Origin of the sequence: Streptomyces sp. NPDC101152, assembly GCF_044768275.1 — a bacterium.
Classification (GTDB): domain Bacteria; phylum Actinomycetota; class Actinomycetes; order Streptomycetales; family Streptomycetaceae; genus Streptomyces.
This window is the reverse complement of record NZ_JBIWPO010000003.1, coordinates 22,311-43,025: the sequence shown is the minus strand read 5'-3', so window position 1 is coordinate 43,025 and position 20,715 is coordinate 22,311. Positions and strand designations below refer to the sequence as shown.

At 70.9% G+C, this 20,715-nt stretch carries 17 protein-coding genes and 2 pseudogenes; 7 read left to right on the top strand and 12 right to left on the bottom strand.

What is annotated here, in order from left to right; genetic code table 11:
* Nucleotides 1-13 precede the first annotated feature (13 nt).
* The 6 genes from ACIRVK_RS04885 to ACIRVK_RS04860 form a co-directional block, all read right to left on the bottom strand.
* Nucleotides 14-886, bottom strand: a complete 873-nt coding sequence (locus tag ACIRVK_RS04885; protein ID WP_404243973.1) for a carbohydrate ABC transporter permease — start codon at nt 884-886, stop codon at nt 14-16.
* On the bottom strand, nt 883-1,851 hold the full coding sequence (locus ACIRVK_RS04880) for a carbohydrate ABC transporter permease (protein ID WP_404243972.1): 969 nt from the start codon (nt 1,849-1,851) through the stop codon (nt 883-885). Before ACIRVK_RS04880 ends, ACIRVK_RS04885 begins: the two co-directional genes overlap by 4 nt.
* Before the next feature lie 21 nt (nt 1,852-1,872).
* Nucleotides 1,873-3,138: an ABC transporter substrate-binding protein gene (locus ACIRVK_RS04875; RefSeq protein ID WP_404243971.1), complete on the bottom strand. Its 1,266-nt coding sequence runs from the start codon at nt 3,136-3,138 to the stop codon at nt 1,873-1,875.
* A 228-nt stretch (nt 3,139-3,366) separates the two neighbouring features.
* Complete coding sequence (locus ACIRVK_RS04870; protein WP_404243970.1) at nt 3,367-5,211, bottom strand: glycoside hydrolase; 1,845 nt, start codon at nt 5,209-5,211, stop codon at nt 3,367-3,369.
* An 11-nt stretch (nt 5,212-5,222) separates the two neighbouring features.
* A complete protein-coding gene (locus ACIRVK_RS04865) occupies nt 5,223-6,470 on the bottom strand; it encodes an ROK family protein (protein WP_404243969.1) in 1,248 nt (415 codons plus the stop codon).
* Nucleotides 6,471-6,596: 126 nt separating this feature from the next.
* A complete protein-coding gene (locus ACIRVK_RS04860) occupies nt 6,597-7,841 on the bottom strand; it encodes a D-arabinono-1,4-lactone oxidase (RefSeq protein WP_404243968.1) in 1,245 nt (414 codons plus the stop codon).
* Between the two features lie 121 nt (nt 7,842-7,962).
* Here ACIRVK_RS04860 and ACIRVK_RS04855 point away from each other — a divergent pair.
* From ACIRVK_RS04855 to ACIRVK_RS04830, 6 genes and pseudogenes are all read left to right on the top strand, one after another.
* Nucleotides 7,963-8,969, top strand: a pseudogene (locus ACIRVK_RS04855) (hydroxyacid dehydrogenase).
* Between the two features lie 11 nt (nt 8,970-8,980).
* Nucleotides 8,981-9,655: a pyridoxamine 5'-phosphate oxidase family protein gene (locus tag ACIRVK_RS04850; protein ID WP_404243967.1), complete on the top strand. Its 675-nt coding sequence runs from the start codon at nt 8,981-8,983 to the stop codon at nt 9,653-9,655.
* A gap of 59 nt (nt 9,656-9,714) precedes the next feature.
* Nucleotides 9,715-11,034 carry a radical SAM protein gene (locus tag ACIRVK_RS04845; protein ID WP_404243966.1) on the top strand — a complete coding sequence of 440 codons (1,320 nt, stop codon included), beginning with the start codon at nt 9,715-9,717 and terminating at the stop codon, nt 11,032-11,034.
* A 296-nt stretch (nt 11,035-11,330) separates the two neighbouring features.
* Nucleotides 11,331-12,812 (top strand): cellulose binding domain-containing protein, encoded by a 1,482-nt coding sequence (locus ACIRVK_RS04840; protein WP_404243965.1) that lies wholly within the window; start codon nt 11,331-11,333, stop codon nt 12,810-12,812.
* Nucleotides 12,813-13,008: 196 nt separating this feature from the next.
* Nucleotides 13,009-13,194, top strand: a pseudogene (locus ACIRVK_RS04835) (GTPase RsgA); the annotation flags it as partial.
* Nucleotides 13,195-13,403: 209 nt separating this feature from the next.
* Complete coding sequence (locus tag ACIRVK_RS04830) at nt 13,404-13,601, top strand: hypothetical protein (protein ID WP_404243964.1); 198 nt, start codon at nt 13,404-13,406, stop codon at nt 13,599-13,601.
* A 7-nt stretch (nt 13,602-13,608) separates the two neighbouring features.
* On the opposite strand, the gene ACIRVK_RS04825 is transcribed toward ACIRVK_RS04830, so the two are convergent.
* Nucleotides 13,609-14,310 carry a CBS domain-containing protein gene (locus ACIRVK_RS04825; RefSeq protein ID WP_404243963.1) on the bottom strand — a complete coding sequence of 234 codons (702 nt, stop codon included), beginning with the start codon at nt 14,308-14,310 and terminating at the stop codon, nt 13,609-13,611.
* Nucleotides 14,311-14,510: 200 nt separating this feature from the next.
* On the opposite strand from ACIRVK_RS04825, the gene ACIRVK_RS04820 reads away from it, so the two are divergent.
* Nucleotides 14,511-15,383 carry a universal stress protein gene (locus ACIRVK_RS04820; protein WP_404243962.1) on the top strand — a complete coding sequence of 291 codons (873 nt, stop codon included), beginning with the start codon at nt 14,511-14,513 and terminating at the stop codon, nt 15,381-15,383.
* 818 nt (nt 15,384-16,201) lie between these two features.
* Here ACIRVK_RS04820 and ACIRVK_RS04815 read toward each other — a convergent pair.
* The 5 genes from ACIRVK_RS04815 to ACIRVK_RS04795 are packed head-to-tail and all read right to left on the bottom strand — an operon-like array spanning nt 16,202 to nt 20,715.
* Nucleotides 16,202-16,822, bottom strand: coding sequence for a V-type ATP synthase subunit D (locus tag ACIRVK_RS04815; RefSeq protein WP_404243961.1), 621 nt, complete (start codon nt 16,820-16,822; stop codon nt 16,202-16,204).
* A complete protein-coding gene (locus tag ACIRVK_RS04810; RefSeq protein ID WP_404243960.1) occupies nt 16,819-18,222 on the bottom strand; it encodes a V-type ATP synthase subunit B in 1,404 nt (467 codons plus the stop codon). The genes ACIRVK_RS04815 and ACIRVK_RS04810 overlap by 4 nt, the downstream gene beginning before the upstream one ends.
* Complete coding sequence (locus tag ACIRVK_RS04805) at nt 18,219-19,967, bottom strand: V-type ATP synthase subunit A (protein ID WP_404243959.1); 1,749 nt, start codon at nt 19,965-19,967, stop codon at nt 18,219-18,221. Before ACIRVK_RS04805 ends, ACIRVK_RS04810 begins: the two co-directional genes overlap by 4 nt.
* A complete protein-coding gene (locus ACIRVK_RS04800) occupies nt 19,964-20,491 on the bottom strand; it encodes a hypothetical protein (protein ID WP_404243958.1) in 528 nt (175 codons plus the stop codon). The genes ACIRVK_RS04805 and ACIRVK_RS04800 overlap by 4 nt, the downstream gene beginning before the upstream one ends.
* On the bottom strand, nt 20,488-20,715 hold the full coding sequence (locus tag ACIRVK_RS04795; RefSeq protein ID WP_404243957.1) for a hypothetical protein: 228 nt from the start codon (nt 20,713-20,715) through the stop codon (nt 20,488-20,490). The genes ACIRVK_RS04800 and ACIRVK_RS04795 overlap by 4 nt, the downstream gene beginning before the upstream one ends.

Genomic DNA, 20,715 nt, shown 5'->3' with positions numbered 1-20,715 from the left:
GGTGAGGCGGCCGTCAGCCCTTGATGCCGGTCTGTGCGATGCCCTGGACCAGCCAGCGCTGGAGGAACAGGAAGACGAGCACGAGGGGCAGGATGGAAATCGCGGTGGCCATGAAGATCAGGTGGTAGTTGACCGTCTGATTGGTCATGTACGAGGAGAGCGCGACCTGGACGGTCCAGGAACTGGGGTCCTGGCCGATGACCAGCGGCCACAGGAAGGCGTTCCAGCCGTTGATGAACGTGATCGTGGCCATCGCGGCGAAGAAGTTCAGCGAGTTGGGCACGACGATCCTCCAGTACGCCGTCCAGTACCCCAGCCCGTCCACCCGCGCCGCCTCCTCCAGTTCCTTCGGGAACCCGAGGAAGTACTGCCGAAAGAGGAAACAGGTGAAACCGCTGAACAGACCCGGAATGATCAGACCCCGGTAGGTGTCCACCCAGCCGAGGGACGAGACGAGTACGAAGCTGGGCACGAACGTGACGGCCGTGGGCACCATCAGGGTGGCGAGGACCGCGTAGAACACCTTGTTGGCGTGCCGGTAGGGGATACGGGCGAGACCGTATCCGGCCAGCGAACAGACCAGCAGGATGCCGACGGTCATCAGAACCGCGACGACCAGCGAGTTCCACATGGACTGGGCGAAGTCGACGGTCGGGTCGTCGAACAGTTCGGAGATGTTGCCCCACTGCAGGCTCGTGGGGAAGAACTGCCAGTTCTCGCCCGTGATCTCCTGGTCCGTGGACAGGGCGTTGCGGACGATCAGATAGAAGGGGATCAGGAAGAGCAGCGCGGCGACGCCCACGCCGACGTAGAGACCGGTGTTGCCGAGGAGGCCCCCGCGCTTGGTCCGGCGTTCCTCGCCGACCTGCGGTGCTGTGGTGGTCACTTGGACTCCTCCCTCCTTCCGAAGCCCATGAACTTGCCCTGGAGCAGGGTGACGGCGCAGATCAGTACCGTCAGGATGACGGCGCCCGCACTGCCGGAACCGTAGTCCTGGTTCGCGCCGAGAGCCGTCTTGTAGAGGACCATCAGGGGCGTTTGGCCCCAGGTCGCCTTGGACCCGATGATGTTGTAGAACTCGTCGAAGGCCTGGTAGGCGGCGACGAGCAGGAGCAGGATCACCGCGGTCGAGGTGGCCCGCAACTGGGGCAGCGTGATGTAACGGAACGTCTGCCAGCCCGGCTTGGCCCCGTCGATCGCGGCGGCCTCGTACAGCTCTCCCGGGATGTTCTGCAGCGCCGCCAGGAAGAGAATCATGTAGAAACCGGCCTGCAGCCAAAGGCGGACGGTCAGGATGACCAGCCAGTACCACGGCGGGCTCGGGTTGGAGACCCAGGCGACGTTGTCGGCGCCGAACCAGCCGATGACCGTGTTGGCCAGGCCGAAGCGGACGCCGTTGAAGATGGACATCTTCCAGATCAGCGCGGCGGCGACATAGCTGCACGCGGTGGGGAGGAAGAACACCGAGCGGAAGAACGCGCGCATGAACCGCAGCCGGTGCACCATCAGGGCCAGGCCCAGCGAGAGCGCCCAGGTGGTGGGCACGATGAACACGGCGAAGACGGTGAACGTCAGCAGCGAGCCGGTGAAGTCGCTGTTCGTCAGCATCTGCCGGTAGTTGTCGAAGCCGACGAAGTGGCTGGGCGTGACCGTGAAACGGGCGTCGAAGAAGCTGAGCCAGATGCTCCAGCCGATGGGAACGAAGACGAAGATCACCAGGCCGATGAGGAACGGGCCGGTGAAGAGCCAGAAGTTGAGGGTGTTGTTCGCCGTGAGCCCCCGCCGCGGCCGGGCCTTGGAAGGCTTGGCCGCGGCAGGGCGGGCGACCCCCCGGGTGGTGGTGGTCGACATGTCCTTTGTCCGTCCGCCGGTCTATCCGAAGAGCTTCTTGAGCTCGCGGGTGACCGTCTGGTCGGCCTGCGCGAGCGCGGCCTTCGGGTCCCCGCCCTTGCGGACGCTGTTGGCGATGACCGTGTCCAGGGCGCTCCACATCGCCTGGGTCCAGCCTATGTTGTCGAAGTGCCCGTAGGTGTTGAAGAGCTTCACGCCTTCAGCCGGCAGCCCCGACTGGAGCTTCGTGGCCTGCTGGGCGATGGAGGTGCGCGGCGGAATGTGGAAGCCGTAGGAGGTCGCGAAGTCCTCCTGGTACTTCTTCTGGTCGATCCACAGCCACTTCACGTACTCCTTGGCCGCCTCGACGTTCTTGCCCTTGGCGTTGACGAACATCGACCAGCCACCGTTGTAGACGGACAGCTTGCCGGCGCTGCCGACCTTCGGGAAGGGGAAGATGCCGAGGTCGTCGCCGAGCGCCTTCTGCATCGCGGGCATCGCCCACATGCCGCAGAACTGGATCGCGCACAGGCCCTGGTTGAGGGCGGAGGGGTCCCAGAAGTCGGCCGGGGCGTCCAGCAGCAGGCTGCCACTGGTGAACAGCTTGCGCAGCTGGCCGAGGCCGCCGGCGACCGCGTCGGTGTTGAAGCCGACCTCGTTCTTGGCGGTGAGGGTCTCGGCGCCGGCCGACCAGATCAGCGGCGCCTCGATGGCGTGCAGGTCGTTGCCGAGGAAGAGCCCCTTGACCTTGGAGGTGGTGAGCTTGTGGGCGGCCTCGATCAGCTCGTCGAGCGTGGTCGGGACCGCGACGTTCGCCTTCTCCAGCATCGACTTGCGGTAGAAGAAGAACTGCGGGTCGTCGATCATCCGGACGCCGTAGATCTTGCCGTCGACCGTGTGCGAGGCTATGTCCGCGGCGTTGAAGTCGTCCTTGACGGGGGCGATGATGTCCGTCAGGTCCGCCACCTGGCCGCTCTTGACGAGCTGGATCTGCGGGTGGAACTCGAAGACGTCCGGCGCCTGCTTGGTGAGCAGGGCGGCGAAGAGCTTGGTCTCGTAGTCCGAGCCGGTGATCCACTGCGTGCCCACATTGGCCTTGGTGTAGGCCTTCGCGTACCGCTTGACGGCCTGCTCCACGCCGGCCTCGCCGTAGGCGTGGAAGTACTGGGTGAGCTGAGTGCCCGACCCGGACCCGCCGCCACGCCCGTTGTTGCTGCCGCACGCGGCCAGGGTGCCCGCGGCGGCCATGCCCGCGGCGGCCCGGAAGATCGACCGGCGGGAGAAGTTGTTGTTGCTCGTTGCCGACATGCTGACGTCCTTGTCTCGAGTGCGGCTGCGGCTCCACGGCTTCAGCGCTACGTGGCTCAAATTGGCTTGCGGTGCGGGACGTTAACCTTCGGCTAAGCCTTCGGCAAGGGGTTGGACGAAGTCTGCACGAAGCGTTGTACACGGTTCGGGATGCCGAACGGTGGGGTGGAGCAAGGGGGTTGAGGGCCGCCGGGTCAGGGATGCCGGCGGCCCTCGGTCGGCGGGTGGCTAGACCTTGTCCCAGGCCTCGTTGGAGCCACCGTTGCAGCTGTACAGGATCACGTTGCTGCCGTCGGCGGTGGCCTGTCCGCTGACGTCCAGGCATTTGCCCGACGCCTCGCTGAGGATCTGCCCGTTGGCGTTGAGCAGCCAGCGCTGGCTCGGGTCACCGGTGAAGGCGGACGAGGTGGTCAGCCCCGAGGTCCCGGCCGTCAGATAGCCGTTCACGCCCTTCAGCGCGCCCCTGGCGTCGTACGACCAGGACTGCTCCGGGCCGCCCGTGCAGGTGCTGATGGCGGCCCCCGAAGTGCCCGCCGTCAGGCACTTGCCGGACTGCCGACCCGCCAGGGCGCCCGTCACGGCCGTGGCGCCGTGGCCCTTCTGGTCGAAGACGTACGTCGTGATGGAACGGGCCGCGAGCGTGGCCGTGGCCGTTCCCGCGCTCACCGACGGCCTCGCGACCTTCGCCCAGTTCTCCGTGGCCGACGTCCGCACGGCCTGCGCGGCACGCACCGGCGTCCTGCTGTTGAAGTGCAGACTCAGCGGTGTGTCGGTGGAGTTGTGGTTGTTGACCACGATCACCCACTTGCCGTCATGGTCGTAGGAGGACACCTCGACCCCGGCCGGCGCCCCGGTCACGTCGTGGGCCACCGAGCCGGGCCGGACGAACTTGCTGTACTGGCCGAGAGCGTAGTACCGCTTGGTGAAGTACAGGCTCTGGTTGCCGTTGGTCGCGTAGTCCGGGTCGTAGTAGACCAGGCCGTCGTTCCAGCCCACGTCGTTCTTCTCGGTGGGGGAGGTGCCGTATCCGCTGGCGAGCGCCACCCACCACTGGAAGGCCGAGTCGTGGGCGCTCGCGAAGTCCTTGTAGATGATCCTCGACAGCAGCAGGGCGTTGTCGATGGTCGGGTCGTACTCCTGGTTCCAGCCGGTCGTGCCCTTGCCGAAGCAGCAGATCTCGGTGGCCCAGGACTTCTTGCCGACCGTCCGCGCCGTCTCGTAGACGTTGCCCAACTGACCGTCGTCGGGGTTGTTGTAGGTGTGGTGGGCGAGCGCGGACACGTACTGCGCGGTGCCCGGCTGCGAGATCCACTGCGGGAGTTCGGACACGAACTGCGTCGTCTTGCTGGACTCGTCGGCGATGATCGACGTCTTCTGGTTCCGGGCCCGCTGCTCGGCGCCCAACGCCCTTACGATGTCGTCGCGTTGGTCGGGGGTGACCTGCATGCCCTCCTGGCCGCAGTCCCCGAAGTCGTTGTCCGGCTCGTTGAACGGGCTGATGTAGTCCAGCTTCACGCCCTGCCGGGCGAAGTGATGGGTGACGTCGGCGATGTACTTGGCGTAGTCGCCCTCGTTCTGCGGCTTCAACTGGCCGCCGCAGCTCTGCCCGTTGGTCGTCCACTGTGCGGGCGCGCTGTTGACGAAGCCGATCAGGTCCTTGACGCCGTATGTCGCGGCGTACTTGAGGAACGTACGGCCGCCCTTGTCGCGGCTCCAGTCGTAGGAGCCGTCGGCGTTGAGGAAGTCCTCGGCGGCGCGGGCCGGGGTGGTGACCGCGGCGCCGCCACCGCCGATGTTGTAGCGGTAGGAGGACAGGGCCAGGCCCTGCTGCGAGAACAGCAGCCGGGCGACCCGCGCCTGCACCTTCGGGCTGAAGTGCTGCAGGTCGTTGACCCACCAGGCACCGGACGCGCCGATGTCGTCGATGGTCTGGGCGGCGTGGGGGGAGACCTCGGCCACCGTGGGGGTGGCGGCCGAGGCGGTCGGGGCGGATATCAGGGGTCCGGTGACGGCCAGCGCGGCCGCGGCCGTCATCAGGACCGATCTCCTGCGGTGGGGGTGAGACACGTGCATCCCTTCCGTCGTCATGAAGGTGGTGCGGTACGGCTCCTTGCGGGGGTGGTGCGTTTTCCCGCAGTCCTCTGACTCACCGTCTGCAACGCGCCCTCCAGGGCGAACGTCGCGGCGCCCAGGCACACCGGGTCGGTGGGGATCGGGGAGAGGACGATCTCGGTGGCGGCCATCGGACGCGGCAGCGCGTGCCGGACCACGGCCTCGCGCACCTCCGCGACCAGCGGCTCGCCGAGGGCGGTCGCGACCCAGCTGCTGAGCACGACCACCTCGGGGTTGAACAGGTTGACCAGGTCGGCGATGCCGGCGCCGAGGTACTTGACGGTGTCGCGGACCACCTTGACCGCCACCGGGTCGTTGCGCCGCAGCCCGTCGGCCAGGGCCCAGATGGTGGCCGTCTGGTCCTCCGGGCGCAGCAGCGGACTGTCGGCGCTCAGCTCGCGCAGGCTCAGCATGATGCCGGAGGCACCGACGTACGCCTCCACGCAGCCGTGCTTGCCGCAGCGGCACAGCCGGCCGTCAAGGACGATCGTGGTGTGGCCCCACTCGCCGGCGCTGTTGCTCACGCCCCGGTGCAGCCCGCCGCCGAGGATCAGCCCGGCGCCCACGCCGGTGCCGAGGTTGACCACCACGGCGTCCCCGCGCCCGCGCGCCGCCCCGAACCACAACTCGGCGACCGCGGAGGCGCGCAGCGGGTTGTCCAGGTACAGCGGGTAGGCGATGTACTCGGTGAGCAGGTCAAGGAGCGGCACCTCGTGCCAGTCCCAGTTGGGCGCGTACTCCGAGATGCCGGTGGCGCGGTCGACCTGCCCCGGCACGCTGACGCCGACGCCCAGCACCCGCGCGCCCTCGATCCCGGCCTGCGCCACCACCGAGCCGACGGCGGCGGCGACATGGCTGACCACCTGCTCCGGAAGGCTCTCGCCGGGCCGTACGTCCTCCTCGGCCCGGGCCAGCACGTTCAGCGCCAGGTCGAACAGCTCGACGTGGACGTACGTCTCCGCGATGTCGACGCCGATCAACGCGCCCCCCGACGCGTTGACGGCGACGAGGCCCCGGGGGCGGCCGCCCGCCGAGTCCTCGAAACCGACCTCCGTGATCATCCTCAGGTCGAGCAGTTCACCCACCAGGGTGGCGACCGTGGCCAGGCTGAGCCCGGTGGCGGCCGCCAGCTCCTGGCGGGAGGTGGGGGACGCCGCGATGATCTGGCGCAACACCTCGTAGCGGTTCGCGGTGCGGATGTCGCGTGATGTGCGCTTCACCGGGCTGATCCCATTCCCTTCAGCTCATGCCGGGACGACAGCGGCACCGGCGCGGCGCAAGGCTATGGGCTGCGGGGGACTTTCGACAAGGGGTTAGGAAAGGGGGTTTATAAAGTCCTGGCGAAGTCAGTCGCCCAGCACATCCCGCACGAAGGCGTTGGCGAATTTTCCGTCAGGGTCCAGCTCCCGCGCCAGTGCCCGGAAGTCGTCCAGCCGCGGATACCGGTTACGCAACTCCGCCGCCGGTACGGTGAAGACCTTCCCCCAGTGCGGCCGCGCGTCGAAGCCCTCCAGGGCCTCCTCCACCCGCCGCACGACCGGCAGCACGGCCGCCGTGTCCTCGATCCAGGTGAAGTGGAACGCCACCGTGTCCCGTCCGTACGACGGGCTCAGCCACTGCGCGTCCGCGGCCACCGTGCGCACCTCGCAGATCTGCAGCACGGGCGCGACTTCCGCACGGACCGCGTCCAGTGCCCGCAGCGCGTCCAGGGCGTACGGCCGCGGCAGCAGGTACTCCGACTGCAGTTCGGCACCGCTGCTCGGCGTGAACTCGGCCCGGAAGTGCGGCAGTCGCTCGTGCCAGGGACCGGCCACGCCGAACTGCTCGGTGCAGTTGACCGCCGGCATGCCCGGCACCGGGTGCAGTTTCTCGGTCGCGGGCGCCGCCCACGGGAAGTCCGGCAGCGGCTGGTCGGTGCGCCGCTTGCGCCACACCTGTCTGAAACCGGGCTCCCGCCAGTCGGTGAACAGACTCACGCTGTACGCCGACCCGGCCACCGCCTCGAAGTCCAGCCCCGCGAGCGGTAGTTCGGTGAACAGGTGCTGCTCCACCTCGAAGGACGGCTCCAGGTCCAGGGTGAGGGCGGTGACGACACCCAGGGCGCCCAACGAGGTCACGGCCCCGTCGAACCGGTCGTCGCCGCGCCCGATGGTCACCAGCGACCCGTCGGCCGTGACGATCTCCACCGCGCGCACGGGCGCCGCCAGAGACCCGTTGCCGACCCCCGAGCCGTGGGTGCCGGTGGCGACCGAACCGGCCACCGAGATGTGCGGCAGGGACGCCATGTTGGGCAGGGCGAGCCCGTGGGCGTGGACGATGCGGGCCAGCTCCGCGTACCGGACGCCGCCCGAGACGCGTACCGTCCGGGCCGCGGTGTCGACGTCGATCACCGGAGGCAGGTCGGCGACCGTCAGCAGGACGCCCTCGGGGCCCGGCTCCGCGATCTCGTTGAAGGAGTGCCCGCTGCCCAGCACCCGCACCCCGGCGCTCTGGCCCACCAGGGCCCTGATCCCGTCCAGCGAGTAGGGGCGGTGCAGTTCCTTGGCGGTGTAGGTGATGTTGCCCGCCCAGTTGGTGACCGTGTTCGTCATCCCTGTCGTTCCTCCCGGAGAGTGCGCGTGCGTTGACCCTCTCATTTGCCGCCGCCTAGCGTGGATACCGGTTTCCCCGCCGATTTCCGTCATCCATGCCGCCGAGCCGGAGGGCCCTTCCTTGCCCGAGCGTCCCCAGGCGCTGTTCGCCATGACCGCCGAAAACGTTCCCCGGGTGTTTCCGGCTCAGGTGCTGGCCCGGCTGCGGGCGGCCAGGACCTCGATCCAGCGCTGGTCGCCCAGGACCTCACCGATCCCGCGCTCCGCGAGGTCCTCGCCCGCACGGAGATCCTCGTGACCGGCTGGGGCTGCCCCCGCCTGGACACCGCCGCCCTCGACGCGGCCCCGAAACTGCGCGCCGTCCTGCACTCCGCCGGGTCGGTCAAGGGCTTCGTCACGCCCGAGGTCTGGCGGCGCGGCATCGAGGTCTCCTCCGCGGCGGCCGCCAACGCGGTCCCGGTCGCCGAGTTCACCCTCGCGGCGATCCTGCTCGCCGGGAAGGACGCCTTCGCCGCCCGGGAGCGCCTGCGGACCGAACGCGCCTTTCCCGGCTGGGAGTTCGTCCCCGGCATCGGCAACAACGGCCGCCGGGTCGGCGTGGTCGGCGCCTCCCGCACCGGCCGCCGCCTGCTGGACCTGCTGCGCCCCTTCGACCTGCGGGTGAGCCTCACCGACCCCTACGTCGACGAAGCCGGCGCCGCCGCGCTCGGCGTACCGCTGCTGGCGCTCGACGACCTGCTGCGCGGCTCGGACATCGTGACGCTGCACGCCCCCGAGACCGCCGAGACCCGGCACCTGATCGGCCGGCGCGAACTGGCGCTGATGCCCGACGGGGCGGTGCTGATCAACACGGCGCGCGGCGGCCTGGTCGACCACGACGCCCTCGTCGCCGAACTGCGTGCCGGGCGCATGACGGCGGTCCTCGACGTGACCGACCCCGAGCCCCTGCCGGCCGACTCCCCGCTCCACGACCTCCCGGACGCCTTCGTGACCCCGCACCTGGCCGGCTCCCAGGGCAACGAGGTGGCCCGCCTGGGGCTGGCGGTGGCGGAGGAGGCGCAACGGTTCGTGGCGGGGGAGGGGCTGGCGTACCGGGTGGATCCGGAGGCCTTGGAGAGAGAGGCGTAGCCTGCGGCCTCATGGCTCACGACCCGTTGCCCGCCGCCCTGCCCCTGACCGACCTCACCCGGCACCGCCGGCTCCGCGAGCAGGGAAGCCCGGACCGGGCCGACCTCGACGCGATCCTCGACGCCGGGTTCGTCTGCCATCTCGGAGTGGTGGTCGAAGGGCGGCCACTGGTCGTGCCCACCGTCTACGGCCGCGACGAGCGGCAGCTGTACCTGCACGGCTCGGTGGCCAGCCGCAGCCTCGCCGGTGGTACGCCCGTCTGCGTCACCGTCACCCATGTCGACGGCCTGGTCCTGGCCCGCTCGGTCTTCGAGCACGGCGTCAACTACCGCAGCGCGATGATCCACGGCGAGGCCCGCACGGTCACCGACCCGGCGGAGAAGCTGGAGGCCCTGCGCCTGCTCACCGAACACGCGGCGCCGGGCCAGTGGTCGTACGCCCGCCGGCCGAACCGCAAGGAGCTGGCCGCCACCACCCTGCTCGCCCTCTCGCTGGAGGAGGCCTCGGTCAAGATCCGCACGGGCGCGCCGGACGACGGTGACGGACCCGACGCCGAGCTGGGTCTGTGGGCCGGGACCCTGCCGCTGGCCTCGGCCTGGGGCGCGCCCGTACCCGACCCTGTGCTCCCGGCGGAAGCCCCCGTACCAGAACATGTCGCCCGCCGTGCGGGGACCCGGTACGGCTGACGCGCGGGCGAGGGCATACCGTGAGGAGTCGAACGCCTGAGCCGGGAGGAGAGATCGGGATGGGCAGCCGTACCGCGCTGGTCGAGGATCTGATGGAACGGTTCCCGCAGGTACCGCGGGAAGCCGTCTTCAAGGAGGACCTGCTGCGAGGGGGCGTCGCCTTCGACCCGTCCGCTCTCAGCGACAACGAGAGCGGCGAGGTCAAGCCGAAGTCGTACTTCATCTTCTCCTTCGACCACGGCACCCTGCCGGAACTGGGCGAGGCCGCGCTGCGGCGGCCCCCGGAGGAGATCATCCTCACCGGCGGACCGTACGACCTGCGGCGGACCGTGGTGTCGGTGCGGGTCAACCCGTCCTCGCCGTACCGCGTCGCCGCGGACGAGGAAGGCGTTCTCGGGCTCTACCTCGACGGAAAACGCGTCTCCGACGTCGGTGTGCCGCCCATGCCGGAGTACTACCGGCACACCCTCTCCAACGGGAAGTCGGTCATGGAGGTCGCCCCGACCATCCAGTGGGGCTACCTCATCTACCTCACCGTCTTCCGCGTCTGCCAGTACTTCGGCGCCAAGGAGGAGTGCCAGTACTGCGACATCAACCACAACTGGCGCCAGCACAAGGCGGCCGGGCGGCCCTACACCGGGGTGAAGGACGTCGAGGAGGTCCTCGAGGCCCTCGAGATCATCGACCGGTACGACACCCAGAAGACCTCCACCGCGTACACGCTGACCGGTGGAGCCATCACCAAAACGGTTTCCGGGCGCGACGAGGCCGACTTCTACGGTCACTACGCCAAGGCCATCGAGGAGCGTTTCCCGGGCCGCTGGATCGGCAAGGTCGTCGCCCAGGCGCTGCCGCGCGACGACGTGCAGCGGTTCAAGGACTACGGCGTGCAGATCTACCACCCCAACTACGAGGTGTGGGACGAGTATCTGTTCAAGATGTACTGCCCGGGCAAGGAGCGCTACGTCGGCCGTGACGAGTGGCACCGGCGCATCCTCGACTCGGCGGAGGTCTTCGGCGCGCGCAACGTCATCCCCAACTTCGTGGCCGGCGTGGAGATGGCCGAGCCCTTCGGCTTCACCACGGTCGACGAGGCCATCGCCTCCACCACCGAGGGCCTGCGGTTCTTCATGTCGCACGGCATCACGCCCCGCTTCACCACCTGGTGCCCCGAGCCGACCACACCGCTCGGCAAGGCCAACCCCCAGGGCGCGCCGCTGGAGTACCACATCCGGCTGCTGCAGGCCTACCGCCAGACGATGGAGGACTTCGGCCTGTCCTCGCCTCCCGGTTACGGCCCGCCCGGACCGGGTCGCGCGGTCTTCTCGGTGAGTTCGTTCATGGACAGCCTTCCGGCGCAGGAGCCGGCGGACGTGTGACGCGCGGTCAGAGCGACGGTTTCAACAAATCCCCGCCACCATCGATACTTCTCCGCGTTCCTTCCGTATAACTCTCGTAGCAACGAGGAGTGCGCGGGGAGGCGGAACCGGTGTGCGCTGCGAGCGGCTGTACGGCGTCCGCCGGCGGTCGGCGTTGCATGACTGCCGGTAACAGGATTTGAATAGGGCGCTTGTCAGTTGTGGTGACGTTGTGAAAGGCTCGGGCCCCCGCGAGGTTCCCCACAACTCCGTTGCCAATAAGGTGAGTTGACCTCGCTCGTGGATGCAGGAGACCCATGCCCGACCTGCCGACCCCGAAGGACGCCGCGGAGGCCGCGCTGTTCTCCGAGTGCTGGGACGCGGTTCTTTCCTACGCCGATCTGTGCACCGCCGGCGCCGAAGCGGCGACCCAACTGGCCACGGAGGCGTTCGCGCTCGGCATGCGTGAGGCCCGCGTCACCGACGCCGCCACCGCCAGAAGCGCCGGGCGCCGCTCCCGACTCCCCATGATCCCGCTGCTGTTGACCGCCGTACGCACCACCGCGGCAGCCTGGGAGGAGGGCGGTCAGGGGCACGACCTCGATCCCGACCTGCGCTTGTGGCTCAACTCGGACAAGGCCGCCCGTTACACCGGGCCCCCGTTGCAGCGCCCGCTCGCCCTGCGCGGTCTGCGTGACCTCCAGGAGGCGGACGCGGCACTGCTGTGGCTGGCCGAGGTGGAGGCGCTGCCGCTGTCCGTGGTGGCCCGGCGCCTCGGACTCGACCCGGCCCTCGTCGGTGACGAACTCGCCCAGGTGCGCAGCCTGTTCCGCGACCGCTGCCACCGCGCGCACCTGGACACGCCGATGGGTGCCGACTGCCGCAGCTACGCCCGGCTGCTGGACGCGGTCACCCGCTCGCCCGCCGCCGACGTCCCCGCCGACCTCTCGCGCCACCTCGCCACCTGCGTGGACTGCGCCGAGGCCGCCGCCTGTCTGCGCCCGCACGGCGGCGGACTGCCCGCGGCCCTCGCCGGCGGCGTGATCGGCTGGGGCGGCCTCGCCTACCTGGAGCGCCGCAGAAGGGCCGCCGAGGTCCGTCTCGGCGCCGGGCGCCCGGAACCCGCCGACGCCGACCGCGGCGAGCCGGGGGCCGGCGCCCAGCGCGCCCGGGCGGTCCGCAACGGCCTGCTCGTCGCCGCCGTGGTGGTCTCGCTGCTGGCGCTGGCCGTGTCGCTGATGCCCTTCGGCGGCTCCGCCAACGAGGCCGTCTCCAGCGGCGATCCGACCGACAGCAGCCCGGTCGCGGCCCCCGGCCCGTCCCTGCCGGGCCTCACCGGCCGGCCTACGACGGCCTCCCCGACCCTCACCCATGCCCCCACCGCCTCCGCGACGCGGACCGGCGGCGACAAGAACCCCGGCCCCGAACCCCAGGGCACGTCCTCCTCCACGGCCGCCACCGGCTCGCCCGACCCTTCCCCGGCCGCCTGCACCTACTCCTACGACCTGGTCAACCAGTGGCCCGACGGCTTCCAGGCCACCGTCTCCGTCACCACCGTCGAGGCCCTCGGCAACTGGCGCGTCGGCTGGTCCTTCCGGGACGGCCAGAAGGTGACCCAGATGTGGGACGCGAGCTTCGCGCAGAACGACTCCCGGGTCACCGCCACCGCCGCCGACTACAACAAGTCCGTCCGCGCCGACGGCACCCTCACCTTCGGCTTCCTGGCCTCCTGGAGCGGCAGGAACTCCCCGGCGTACGGCATCACGCTCAACGGCCACGCCTGCACGAGAAACAGCTGACGTGCGTCCGCCGCGACGGGCTGCTGTTGCGGCGGCTTCACACGAAGCGAGAAGAGACGAGGAGGTGTCGACCGATGGCTGTCCTTGCGCAGGGTGCTGCCCGCATCCGGTTCGTCAAGTCCACCTCCGTGGCCGTCGGCTGACTCGCTGATCTCACAGATCCCTTGCCGGGGGCCGCCCTTGTGAAGGGTCACCCTTGACTTCCAGCTCTGCCTCTTCCGACTTCTCCGCGCTCACCCCCCACGGCTGGGACGACGCAGGGGCGGACGCGTTCGCCCCGTACGACACCGAAGGACTGCTGCCCGGACGTGTGATCCGGGTCGACCGCGGCCAGTGCGACGTGGTCAGCGCAGGCGGTGTGCTGCGGGCCGACACCGCGTTCCGTCGCGTGAAGCTCGAAGGTGCGATGAACGCGGTCATCGCCGGTGAGGTCAAGGCGCTGGCGGTGTGGAAGACCGACCGCTTCGACCGACGAGGTATGGCCGCCATCGGCAGCGCCCGGGACGAATTCGACCGGCGCAGGGCTGCGAGGGGACAATGACCGGCAGCGGCGGTAACCGAGGCCGCAGGTAAAGGTGCCGCACGCGCGCTGTGCACGGTAAGGGCCTTGGCGACATCGGCCAGGCGCTGTCGCTGCTGGGAGAGGCTCTGCTCCTCGTCGCGGAACTCCTCCTTGGGCGGCAGATCGGCCTCGGAGACGACACCGATCACGCGTCCCTCGCCTTCCAGCACGCGTCCCGTCCGACGGCCACGACCGTCTGCGTCATCACATCGCTCACGTTGTACTGAGTCCGGGTCATGTGGCCAGTCCGGCGTGGCGTGACGCCCCTGGCTCCCCAGCGGTGGAGGTGTCGTCCACCCGGTGCTGCAGCTCCGCGGAGACGTCGACGACCCCGTCCACACCCTGGCACAGGCGTATGACGACCGGGACGAGCGACTTGCGCTCGACGGTGCCCTTCAGCGACACCCGTCCGTCGACGACCCGCACGGTGACCGCGCCGGGCGGGATTCCGAGGGTGCGCAGGAGTACCTCTCCCGAGATCTCCTCCCGGATGGCGCTGTCACTCCGCAGGAAGACCCGGAGCAGATCGGCCCTGCTGATCAGACCGACCAGCCTGTCGGCCTCGTCGACGACCGGCAGCCGTTTGACGTGGTGGCGCTCCATGACCTGGGCGGCCTCCACCACTGTCCACTGCGGCATGGCTGTCACGGCCGGGCTGTTCATCAGTCCCTCTGCGGTGGTGGCCTCGGCCTTCGCACGGTCCGCGGGCTCGGGACGCAGGACCGGCAGCAGGCCCGCCGGATCCAGCTGGGCGGCCTCCTTGCGCAGCAGGTCCGCCTCGGAGACCACACCCACGGCGTGTTCCTCGTCGTCCAGGACCGGTACGGCGGTGATGTCGTGCTCGGCCAGCAGCTTGGCGACTTCCTTGAAGCCGGTGTCCCGGCGCACCTTGATCACCGACGTGGTCATGAGGTCGCTCACCGTCCGGTGCCACATGGCTCCCGCCTCCTCGTGTCGCGTGCGTTCCTCCTTCCACTCTCCGCCCGGCACGGGTGAGCCGCACGGGCCGGACGGTCTCGACGGCACGGCCCAAGCCGGAAGGAGCCCGGGAGCCCGCGGCGTGCGGCACTCGGCGGAACGGGTGAGGCTGGATGGAGAGCGGACAGACGGCGGCGCGGAGATCACCTGGAGGCGCCATGGGCGGTGCGGACGGACGTCGGCCGATCGTCGTGGGTGTCGACCCCGACCCCTCGAAGCGGCTGGCTCTCGCCTGGGCCGCCGACGAGGCGGATCGGCGAGCGCTGCCGCTGCGGCTCGTACACGTCCGGGGAGTGCTCTTCGGTGGATACCGGTCGGGGGAGGCACGGCCGGCCTGGGAGCAGTGGAGCCAGGCGCTGCAGTCCGTCGGGGAACGGGTGCTCAACGAGGCGGTCGCCTTCGTGGAGTCCCGGCGGCCGGCGGTGGAGGTGTCGGCGTCACTGGCGGACGGGGAGCCCGCGTGGGTCCTGCGCGAGGAGGCGCAGAGCGCCTCGATGATCGTGGTGGGCTCCTGGCACCTGAGCACCCGGCGCGAACTGTTCGGCTCCGCCTCGGTGGCGCTCCCGCTCACTGCCCACGCTCCCTGCCCTGTCGCGGTCGTCCCGGAACCGGAGCACGTCATGCAGCAGCCCGCGTACTTCGTGGTCGGCGTCGACGGCAGCCCGCATTCCACGGCGGCGGTGAATGTCGCGTTCGAGGAGGCGGCCCTGCGCGGCGCGGCCCTCAGGGCCATGTATGTGTGGCACCCTCCGCTCCTCGGCGTCCTGGACGAGGGCGCCGCGCTGCGGGAGTGCCGCCGGGTGCTGTCCGAGACGGTCGCGGGCCGCACGGCGACGTACCCGGAAGTGGAGCTGCACCACGAAGTCATCCGCGGCCACCCGGTACGGGTCCTGACCGAAGCCTCGGAACACGCTCTCGGTCTGGTCGTGGGCACTCGCGGGCACGGCGGGTTCACGGGCATGCTGCTCGGCTCGGTGAGCCAGGGAGTGCTCCACCACGCCCGCTGCCCCGTCATCACCGTCCCGGTGTGAGGGCCCGGACGACACCTCACCTGCCCCGGACGGCCCTGGTTTCATCCGCCGGGCCTGCACACGATGACAAGGCACCGCCGATTCCGTGGTGGCGAACCGGCGAGCCCGCCCCCGAAACCCTGGAGCCCGTGATGGAAGCCCCACCCAAGGCCCTCCGGGCGATCCGGTGAGTGACACCGGCGACGAGGATCCGGTCACCTCACAGGTTCGCGTGATGCGCACCGGTGCGGACGCGTCGACCGGCACGCAGAAGAGCGCGGCGGTCGGTGACGCTTCTGCTTCCGATCCGGCTGCTCCGTTTGCGGCGGCCCGATCCGGACGTGGTGATGGGTGCCTGGCTCGACGCGATGGACGAGGACGAGCTCGACGCGCTGCTCGCGGAACCGTCCGATCTGCTGCTGTGCCGGGTCAGCCCGGAGCACAAGGTGAGGGGGGTCATCGCGTTCCAGCGGCGGGGCGAGGTGGCGGCGGTCACCGGGGACGGTGCCGACGACGCCCACACGCCGACGTCGGTGTGGCGATGGGGGCCGGGGGCGCCGACGTGGCCGGCCGTCCGGCTCGGCGGGGCCGTCTACCAGAACATCCGCAAGTTCCTCGTCCATCTCTTCAGCCACAACATCGGCGAGCTGGTCCCTCAGGACGGCGGCCGGGCCCTGGGAGACGTCCTCCTGCCCGAGGGCACGGTCGTCGCCACCATCGTCCGCGACGGACAGCCGACCGTACCGGGCCCGGCGGAGCGGCTGTGCCCGGCGACGAGCTCCTTCTGGTCTCGCACTCGGCGACCGAACAGGAGATCCACGCCGCCTTCCGGTGAGCGCTCACCGTTCTGTCGTCCGAGCCGCCCACCGCCGCCGTACGCCGTCCTCGTGCTCGGCCTGTTCCAACGCAAGGTCGGCGTGGTCGAGCGCCTGCCGCAGGCGGGGGATCCAGTGGCGCCGCAGGGCGCGGACCCGGTGCCGGGTGCTCAGCACCTCCGCGCCCACGAGCTCGGCGGCAGTGCGGGCGGCGGCGTACTCGGCGGCGGCCCGCACGGCACGCGCGTAAGCGGCTTCGGCGTGCACCAGAGCCGTGTTGGCAGGGGCGGCCGCGGTGGACGGACGGGCGGGGACGGACACGGAGGCCGTCGCCGGGTGGCGTACGCCCATGGAGGTGGTCCACTGGACCGTGACCTCGGCGGGAGCGATCCCTGCGGCAGCCGCGTCCAGGGCCTGTTCCCCGCTCAGGAGGAGCCCCCGCAGCAGGTGGCGCTCGGCCTCGGCCAGCAGGTCGCGCCAGGCGCGGGCGGCCGTCGCCTCCGCGCTCACCAGCCGCTCGTGCTCGGAGCGCAGGACGCGGAGCTTCTGTTCCAGGAGGTCGGCTCCGCGCTCGGCGACGTCGAGACTGTGGCGCAGCCGAAGCCGACCCGCCCGACCGGGTGGCGTACGACGAGCCCTGGTCATCGTGACGCCTCCGTATCGGCGGCATCCTTCGCGGCGCGGGCGTCGAGGAGTCGGGCCGGAAGCATGGAGAGCTGACTGCGGGGCAGCGTGAGCAGGGTCCGCCAGCCGCGTTCCAGCGCGTCGTCCAGTGCGCGCGGCTCGTCGCTCCGCTGGTCGGCGAAGTCCCGCAGGAACGCCTCGTCGAAGTCCAGGTAACGGCGGTCGGTCGGGCTCAGCGCAGCCTCGCCGACCAGGTCCGCGAGGTCACGGACCTGCCGGGCGCGGGCCAGGGCGGCCAGCAGCTGGGCCGCGACGTCGAGGTGGTCCTCGCGCGTACGGCCGGGACCGGCGCCCTTGCGCATCAGCCGGGACAGGGAGGACAGCGCGTCCAGAGGCGGATACACGCCCCGCGCGTGCACCGAGGGCGAGAGCACGATCTGCCCCTCGGTGATGTACCCGGTCAGGTCGGGCACGGGATGGGTGATGTCACCCGCGGGCATGGTCAGCACGGGCAGCACGGTGACCGACCCGGGCCGTCCCCGGACACGGCCGCAGCGCTCGTACAGGGAGGCCAGGTCGCTGTAGAGATAGCCGGGGTAGGCGCGGCGGGCGGGGATCTCCCCGCGGGCGGCCGAGACCTCCCGCAGGGCTTCGGCGTACGTCGTCATGTCGGTCATCACCACCAGGACGTGCCGTCCCTCCGCGAAGGCGAGGTGCTCGGCGACGGTGAGCGCGATCCGCGGGGTGAGGATCCGTTCGATCACGGGGTCGTCGGCGGTGTTCAGCAACAGGACCAGCTCCCCGGCCGCGGACCGCTCCTCCAGGGCGTCCCGTACGAAGGAGGCGTCGGCGTGGGTGAGCCCCATGCCCGCGAAGACGACACTGAACGCCTCGCCCGCGACGGTGGCCTGAGCGGCGATCTGGGCCGCCAGCTCCAGGTGCGGCAGCCCGGCCACCGAGAACACCGGCAGCTTCTGACCCCGTACGAGCGTCGTCAGGGTGTCGACGGCACCGACGCCGGTGAGTACCGGCTCGGACGGCGGCTCGCGCCGTACGGGGTTGAGGGGAGCGCCGCCCACCCCGGCGGTGCCGGTGCCGAGGACGGGTGGGCCGCCGTCGAGGGGCTCGCCCCGGCCGTTGCAGACCCGGCCCAGCCAGTCCGTGCCGACCGGGACACGCAGCGGGCTGCCGGAGAAGGCCGCCCGGACGCCCTCCGGGTCCATGCCGGCGGTCCCCTCCAGCACCTGCACGACCGCCAGTTCGCGGTCGGCGTCCAGGACCACGCCGTGGCGGCGCTCACCCGAGGCGAGGGTGATCAGCGCGTACTCGTCCCAGCCGACCCCCGAGACCCCCTGGACGACCGCGAGCGGCCCCCGCAGCTCACGTACCGCCGTGTACTCGAGGCCGTCGGACGGACTCACGACCGCACCTCACGCAGTTTGGCGAGCATGGCGTCCCGCCGAGCCGCCACCCCGACCGCGTCGTGCGGGCCGGTGTCCTCGCGGGCGCGCAGCAGCGGACCGAAGTCGATCTCCTCGACCGAGGCCGCGGGGACCCCGGAGTCCACCAGCGCGCGGCAGCGGTCGGTGACCGCCAGCACGGCTTCCGCCAGGGCTACGGTCTTCTCCGGCCCGCAGTACGCGTCCCGCTCCGACAGCGCGCTCTGTTGCAGCAGGCCCTCCCTGACCAGCCGGCCTGCGAGCACGCCGATCCGTTCCCGCGAGGGCAGGGCGGCGATACCGATCAGGTCCACCAGATCGGCCAGCCGGTCGGCCTCCGCCAGTACCGCCCCCACCCGCTCGCGGCGCCGTTCCCACCCCGGATCCCCGGCCGCCCGGTGCCCGGTCGCCAGCACCGGTACGTCCCGGGAGAAGGACCCCGCCCAGGCAACCGCCGGGTAGTGGCGGGCGTACGCGAGATCGCGGTCGAGGGTCCACAGACAGCGCACGAAGCGCTCGGTGTGCGCGGTCACCGGCTCGGTCAGGTCCCCGCCGGGCGGCGACACCGCTCCGATCACCGTCACCGAACCCCGGTACCCGCCCAGTGTGGTGACGGCGGCGGCCCGCTCGTAGAAGGCCGCGATCGCCGAGGCCAGTCCGGCCGGGTAGCCCTCCTCGGCGGGCAGCGCGCCGGTACGGGAGGCGAACTCGCGCAGCGCCTCGGCCCACCGGGAGGTCGAGTCGGCGATGACCACCACGTCCAGGCCCATGTCACGGAAGTACTCGGCGACCGTGACCCCCGAGTACACGCTTGCCTCGCGGGCCATCATCGGCATGTTGGAGGTGTTGGCGATCGTCACCGTGCGGTCGGCGAGACGTCCGCCCGTCCGCGGATCCTGGAGCTCCGCCAGCTCGGTGATGACATCGGCCATCTCGTTTCCGCGCTCCCCGCAGCCGACGTAGACGATGACGTCCGCATCGCACCACTTGGCGATCTGCTGGAGCAGCATGGTCTTGCCCGTCCCGAACCCGCCCGGCACCGCCACCGTGCTGCCCCGGGCCACGGGGAAGAGCAGGTCGACCACCCGCTGCCCGGTGTTCAGGGCCTCGTGGCTGTCCACGCGTTCTCGCACGGGGCGGGGCCGGCGCACCGGCCACAGGGCACCGGCGGTCACCTCGGTGCCGCCCACGACGGCCGCCACCGCGTCCACCGTCAGCTTCCCGGCATCGGAGATCCGCTCCACTGCACCCCCGCAGCCGGGCGGTACCAGGACCTTCACCCCTGTCGGTCCGGCGTCGCGGATCTCTCCCAGGGCCTGCCCCTCGGAGACTTCCTCGCCCTGCGCCACCGAGGGGGTGAAGGTCCAGGTGTGTTCCCCGGCCGTGGCGGCCCGGGTGCCGGGCATCAGCCAGTCGCCGGCCCCGGACAGGGGACGCAGCAGCCCGTCGAAGATCCCGCCGAGCAGCTCCGGGCCGAGCCGCACCGACAGGGGCCGCCCCTGCGGCGTCGCCGTCTGTCCGGGAGCGAGCCCGCCGGTGTACTCGTACGCCTGTACGGTGACCACGTCGTCGTTGATGGCGACGACCTCCCCGGGCAGCCCGGTGGGGCCGATCGAGACCAGGTCGTACATCGCGGTGCCGCCCGTGTACTCCACCTCGACCAGCGGACCGGTGACGCGCAGGATCCGGCAGGCGGCCGGCCGACGCGTCCTCTCTGACTCCGTCACGGCTCCCACAGGCTCCGTACCTCCCCTCCCATGCGGTCCAGGGCGCGGTCTGCCAGCGCGGTCAGCGACAGGTCGACCCGTCGTCCCGGCGTACAGGCGACCACACCACCGCCGGGGTGCTCGGTCACCTCGGCGGTAGGCCCGAGGAGCACGCGGGCCCGCCGCTCCAGCCGCTTCCGCAGCTCCGCGTATTCGGCGGTCCGGCGCACTTTCCCGACCCGTACGGCGGTGTTGTGGCGCAGTGTCTCGTACGCCTCCCGGCGAGCGGCGAGCGTGCGGGACCTGGCCTCCCGGCGGGCCCTGACGAGGCGGTCGCGGGCCGCAGCCGCGCCGTCCGCCTCGCCCTGTTGGCGGGCCTCTTCGAGAATCGCACTGGCTTCGGCGCGGGCCCGGTCGAGCAGAGTGGCGGCCTCTTGCTCGGCCCGGTCCATGACCGCCTCCGCGTCGGCGTGGGCGGCTCGCAGCAGCTCCGCCCGGACCGGGTCGAGTGCTTCCGTCGCCCGGTCCGGGGCCGGGGGCGTCATGGCGGCATCACGACCATCAGCGGGCGGCCGCTCGTGGGCCCGCCCGGTTCCGGCCCCAACGCCTCGGCCGCGGCCGCGGTCAGGATCACCAGGTCCACGTCGTCAGGCAGGCTCCGCCAGCCCCGGCGTACCGCCTCGGGAGCCTCCGCGACCACGACGACCACCCCGGCGAGGGCCAGACCCGCCACCCCTGAGCGTTCGCCGAGGGCGGCGACGCGTCCCAC

Bases quoted from the DNA above. Each gene is read 5' to 3' on its own strand.
- ACIRVK_RS04845 (WP_404243966.1), top strand. From the start codon at position 9,715: ATGGGCAGCCGTACCGCGCTGGTCGAGGATCTGATGGAACGGTTCCCG.
- ACIRVK_RS04800 (WP_404243958.1), bottom strand. From the start codon at position 20,491: ATGACGCCCCCGGCCCCGGACCGGGCGACGGAAGCACTCGACCCGGTC.
- ACIRVK_RS04820 (WP_404243962.1), top strand. From the start codon at position 14,511: ATGGGCGGTGCGGACGGACGTCGGCCGATCGTCGTGGGTGTCGACCCC.
- ACIRVK_RS04875 (WP_404243971.1), bottom strand. From the start codon at position 3,138: ATGTCGGCAACGAGCAACAACAACTTCTCCCGCCGGTCGATCTTCCGG.
- ACIRVK_RS04815 (WP_404243961.1), bottom strand. From the start codon at position 16,822: ATGACCAGGGCTCGTCGTACGCCACCCGGTCGGGCGGGTCGGCTTCGG.
- ACIRVK_RS04850 (WP_404243967.1), top strand. From the start codon at position 8,981: ATGGCTCACGACCCGTTGCCCGCCGCCCTGCCCCTGACCGACCTCACC.
- ACIRVK_RS04880 (WP_404243972.1), bottom strand. From the start codon at position 1,851: ATGTCGACCACCACCACCCGGGGGGTCGCCCGCCCTGCCGCGGCCAAG.
- ACIRVK_RS04860 (WP_404243968.1), bottom strand. From the start codon at position 7,841: ATGACGAACACGGTCACCAACTGGGCGGGCAACATCACCTACACCGCC.
- ACIRVK_RS04840 (WP_404243965.1), top strand. From the start codon at position 11,331: ATGCCCGACCTGCCGACCCCGAAGGACGCCGCGGAGGCCGCGCTGTTC.
- ACIRVK_RS04825 (WP_404243963.1), bottom strand. From the start codon at position 14,310: ATGTGGCACCGGACGGTGAGCGACCTCATGACCACGTCGGTGATCAAG.
- ACIRVK_RS04870 (WP_404243970.1), bottom strand. From the start codon at position 5,211: ATGCACGTGTCTCACCCCCACCGCAGGAGATCGGTCCTGATGACGGCC.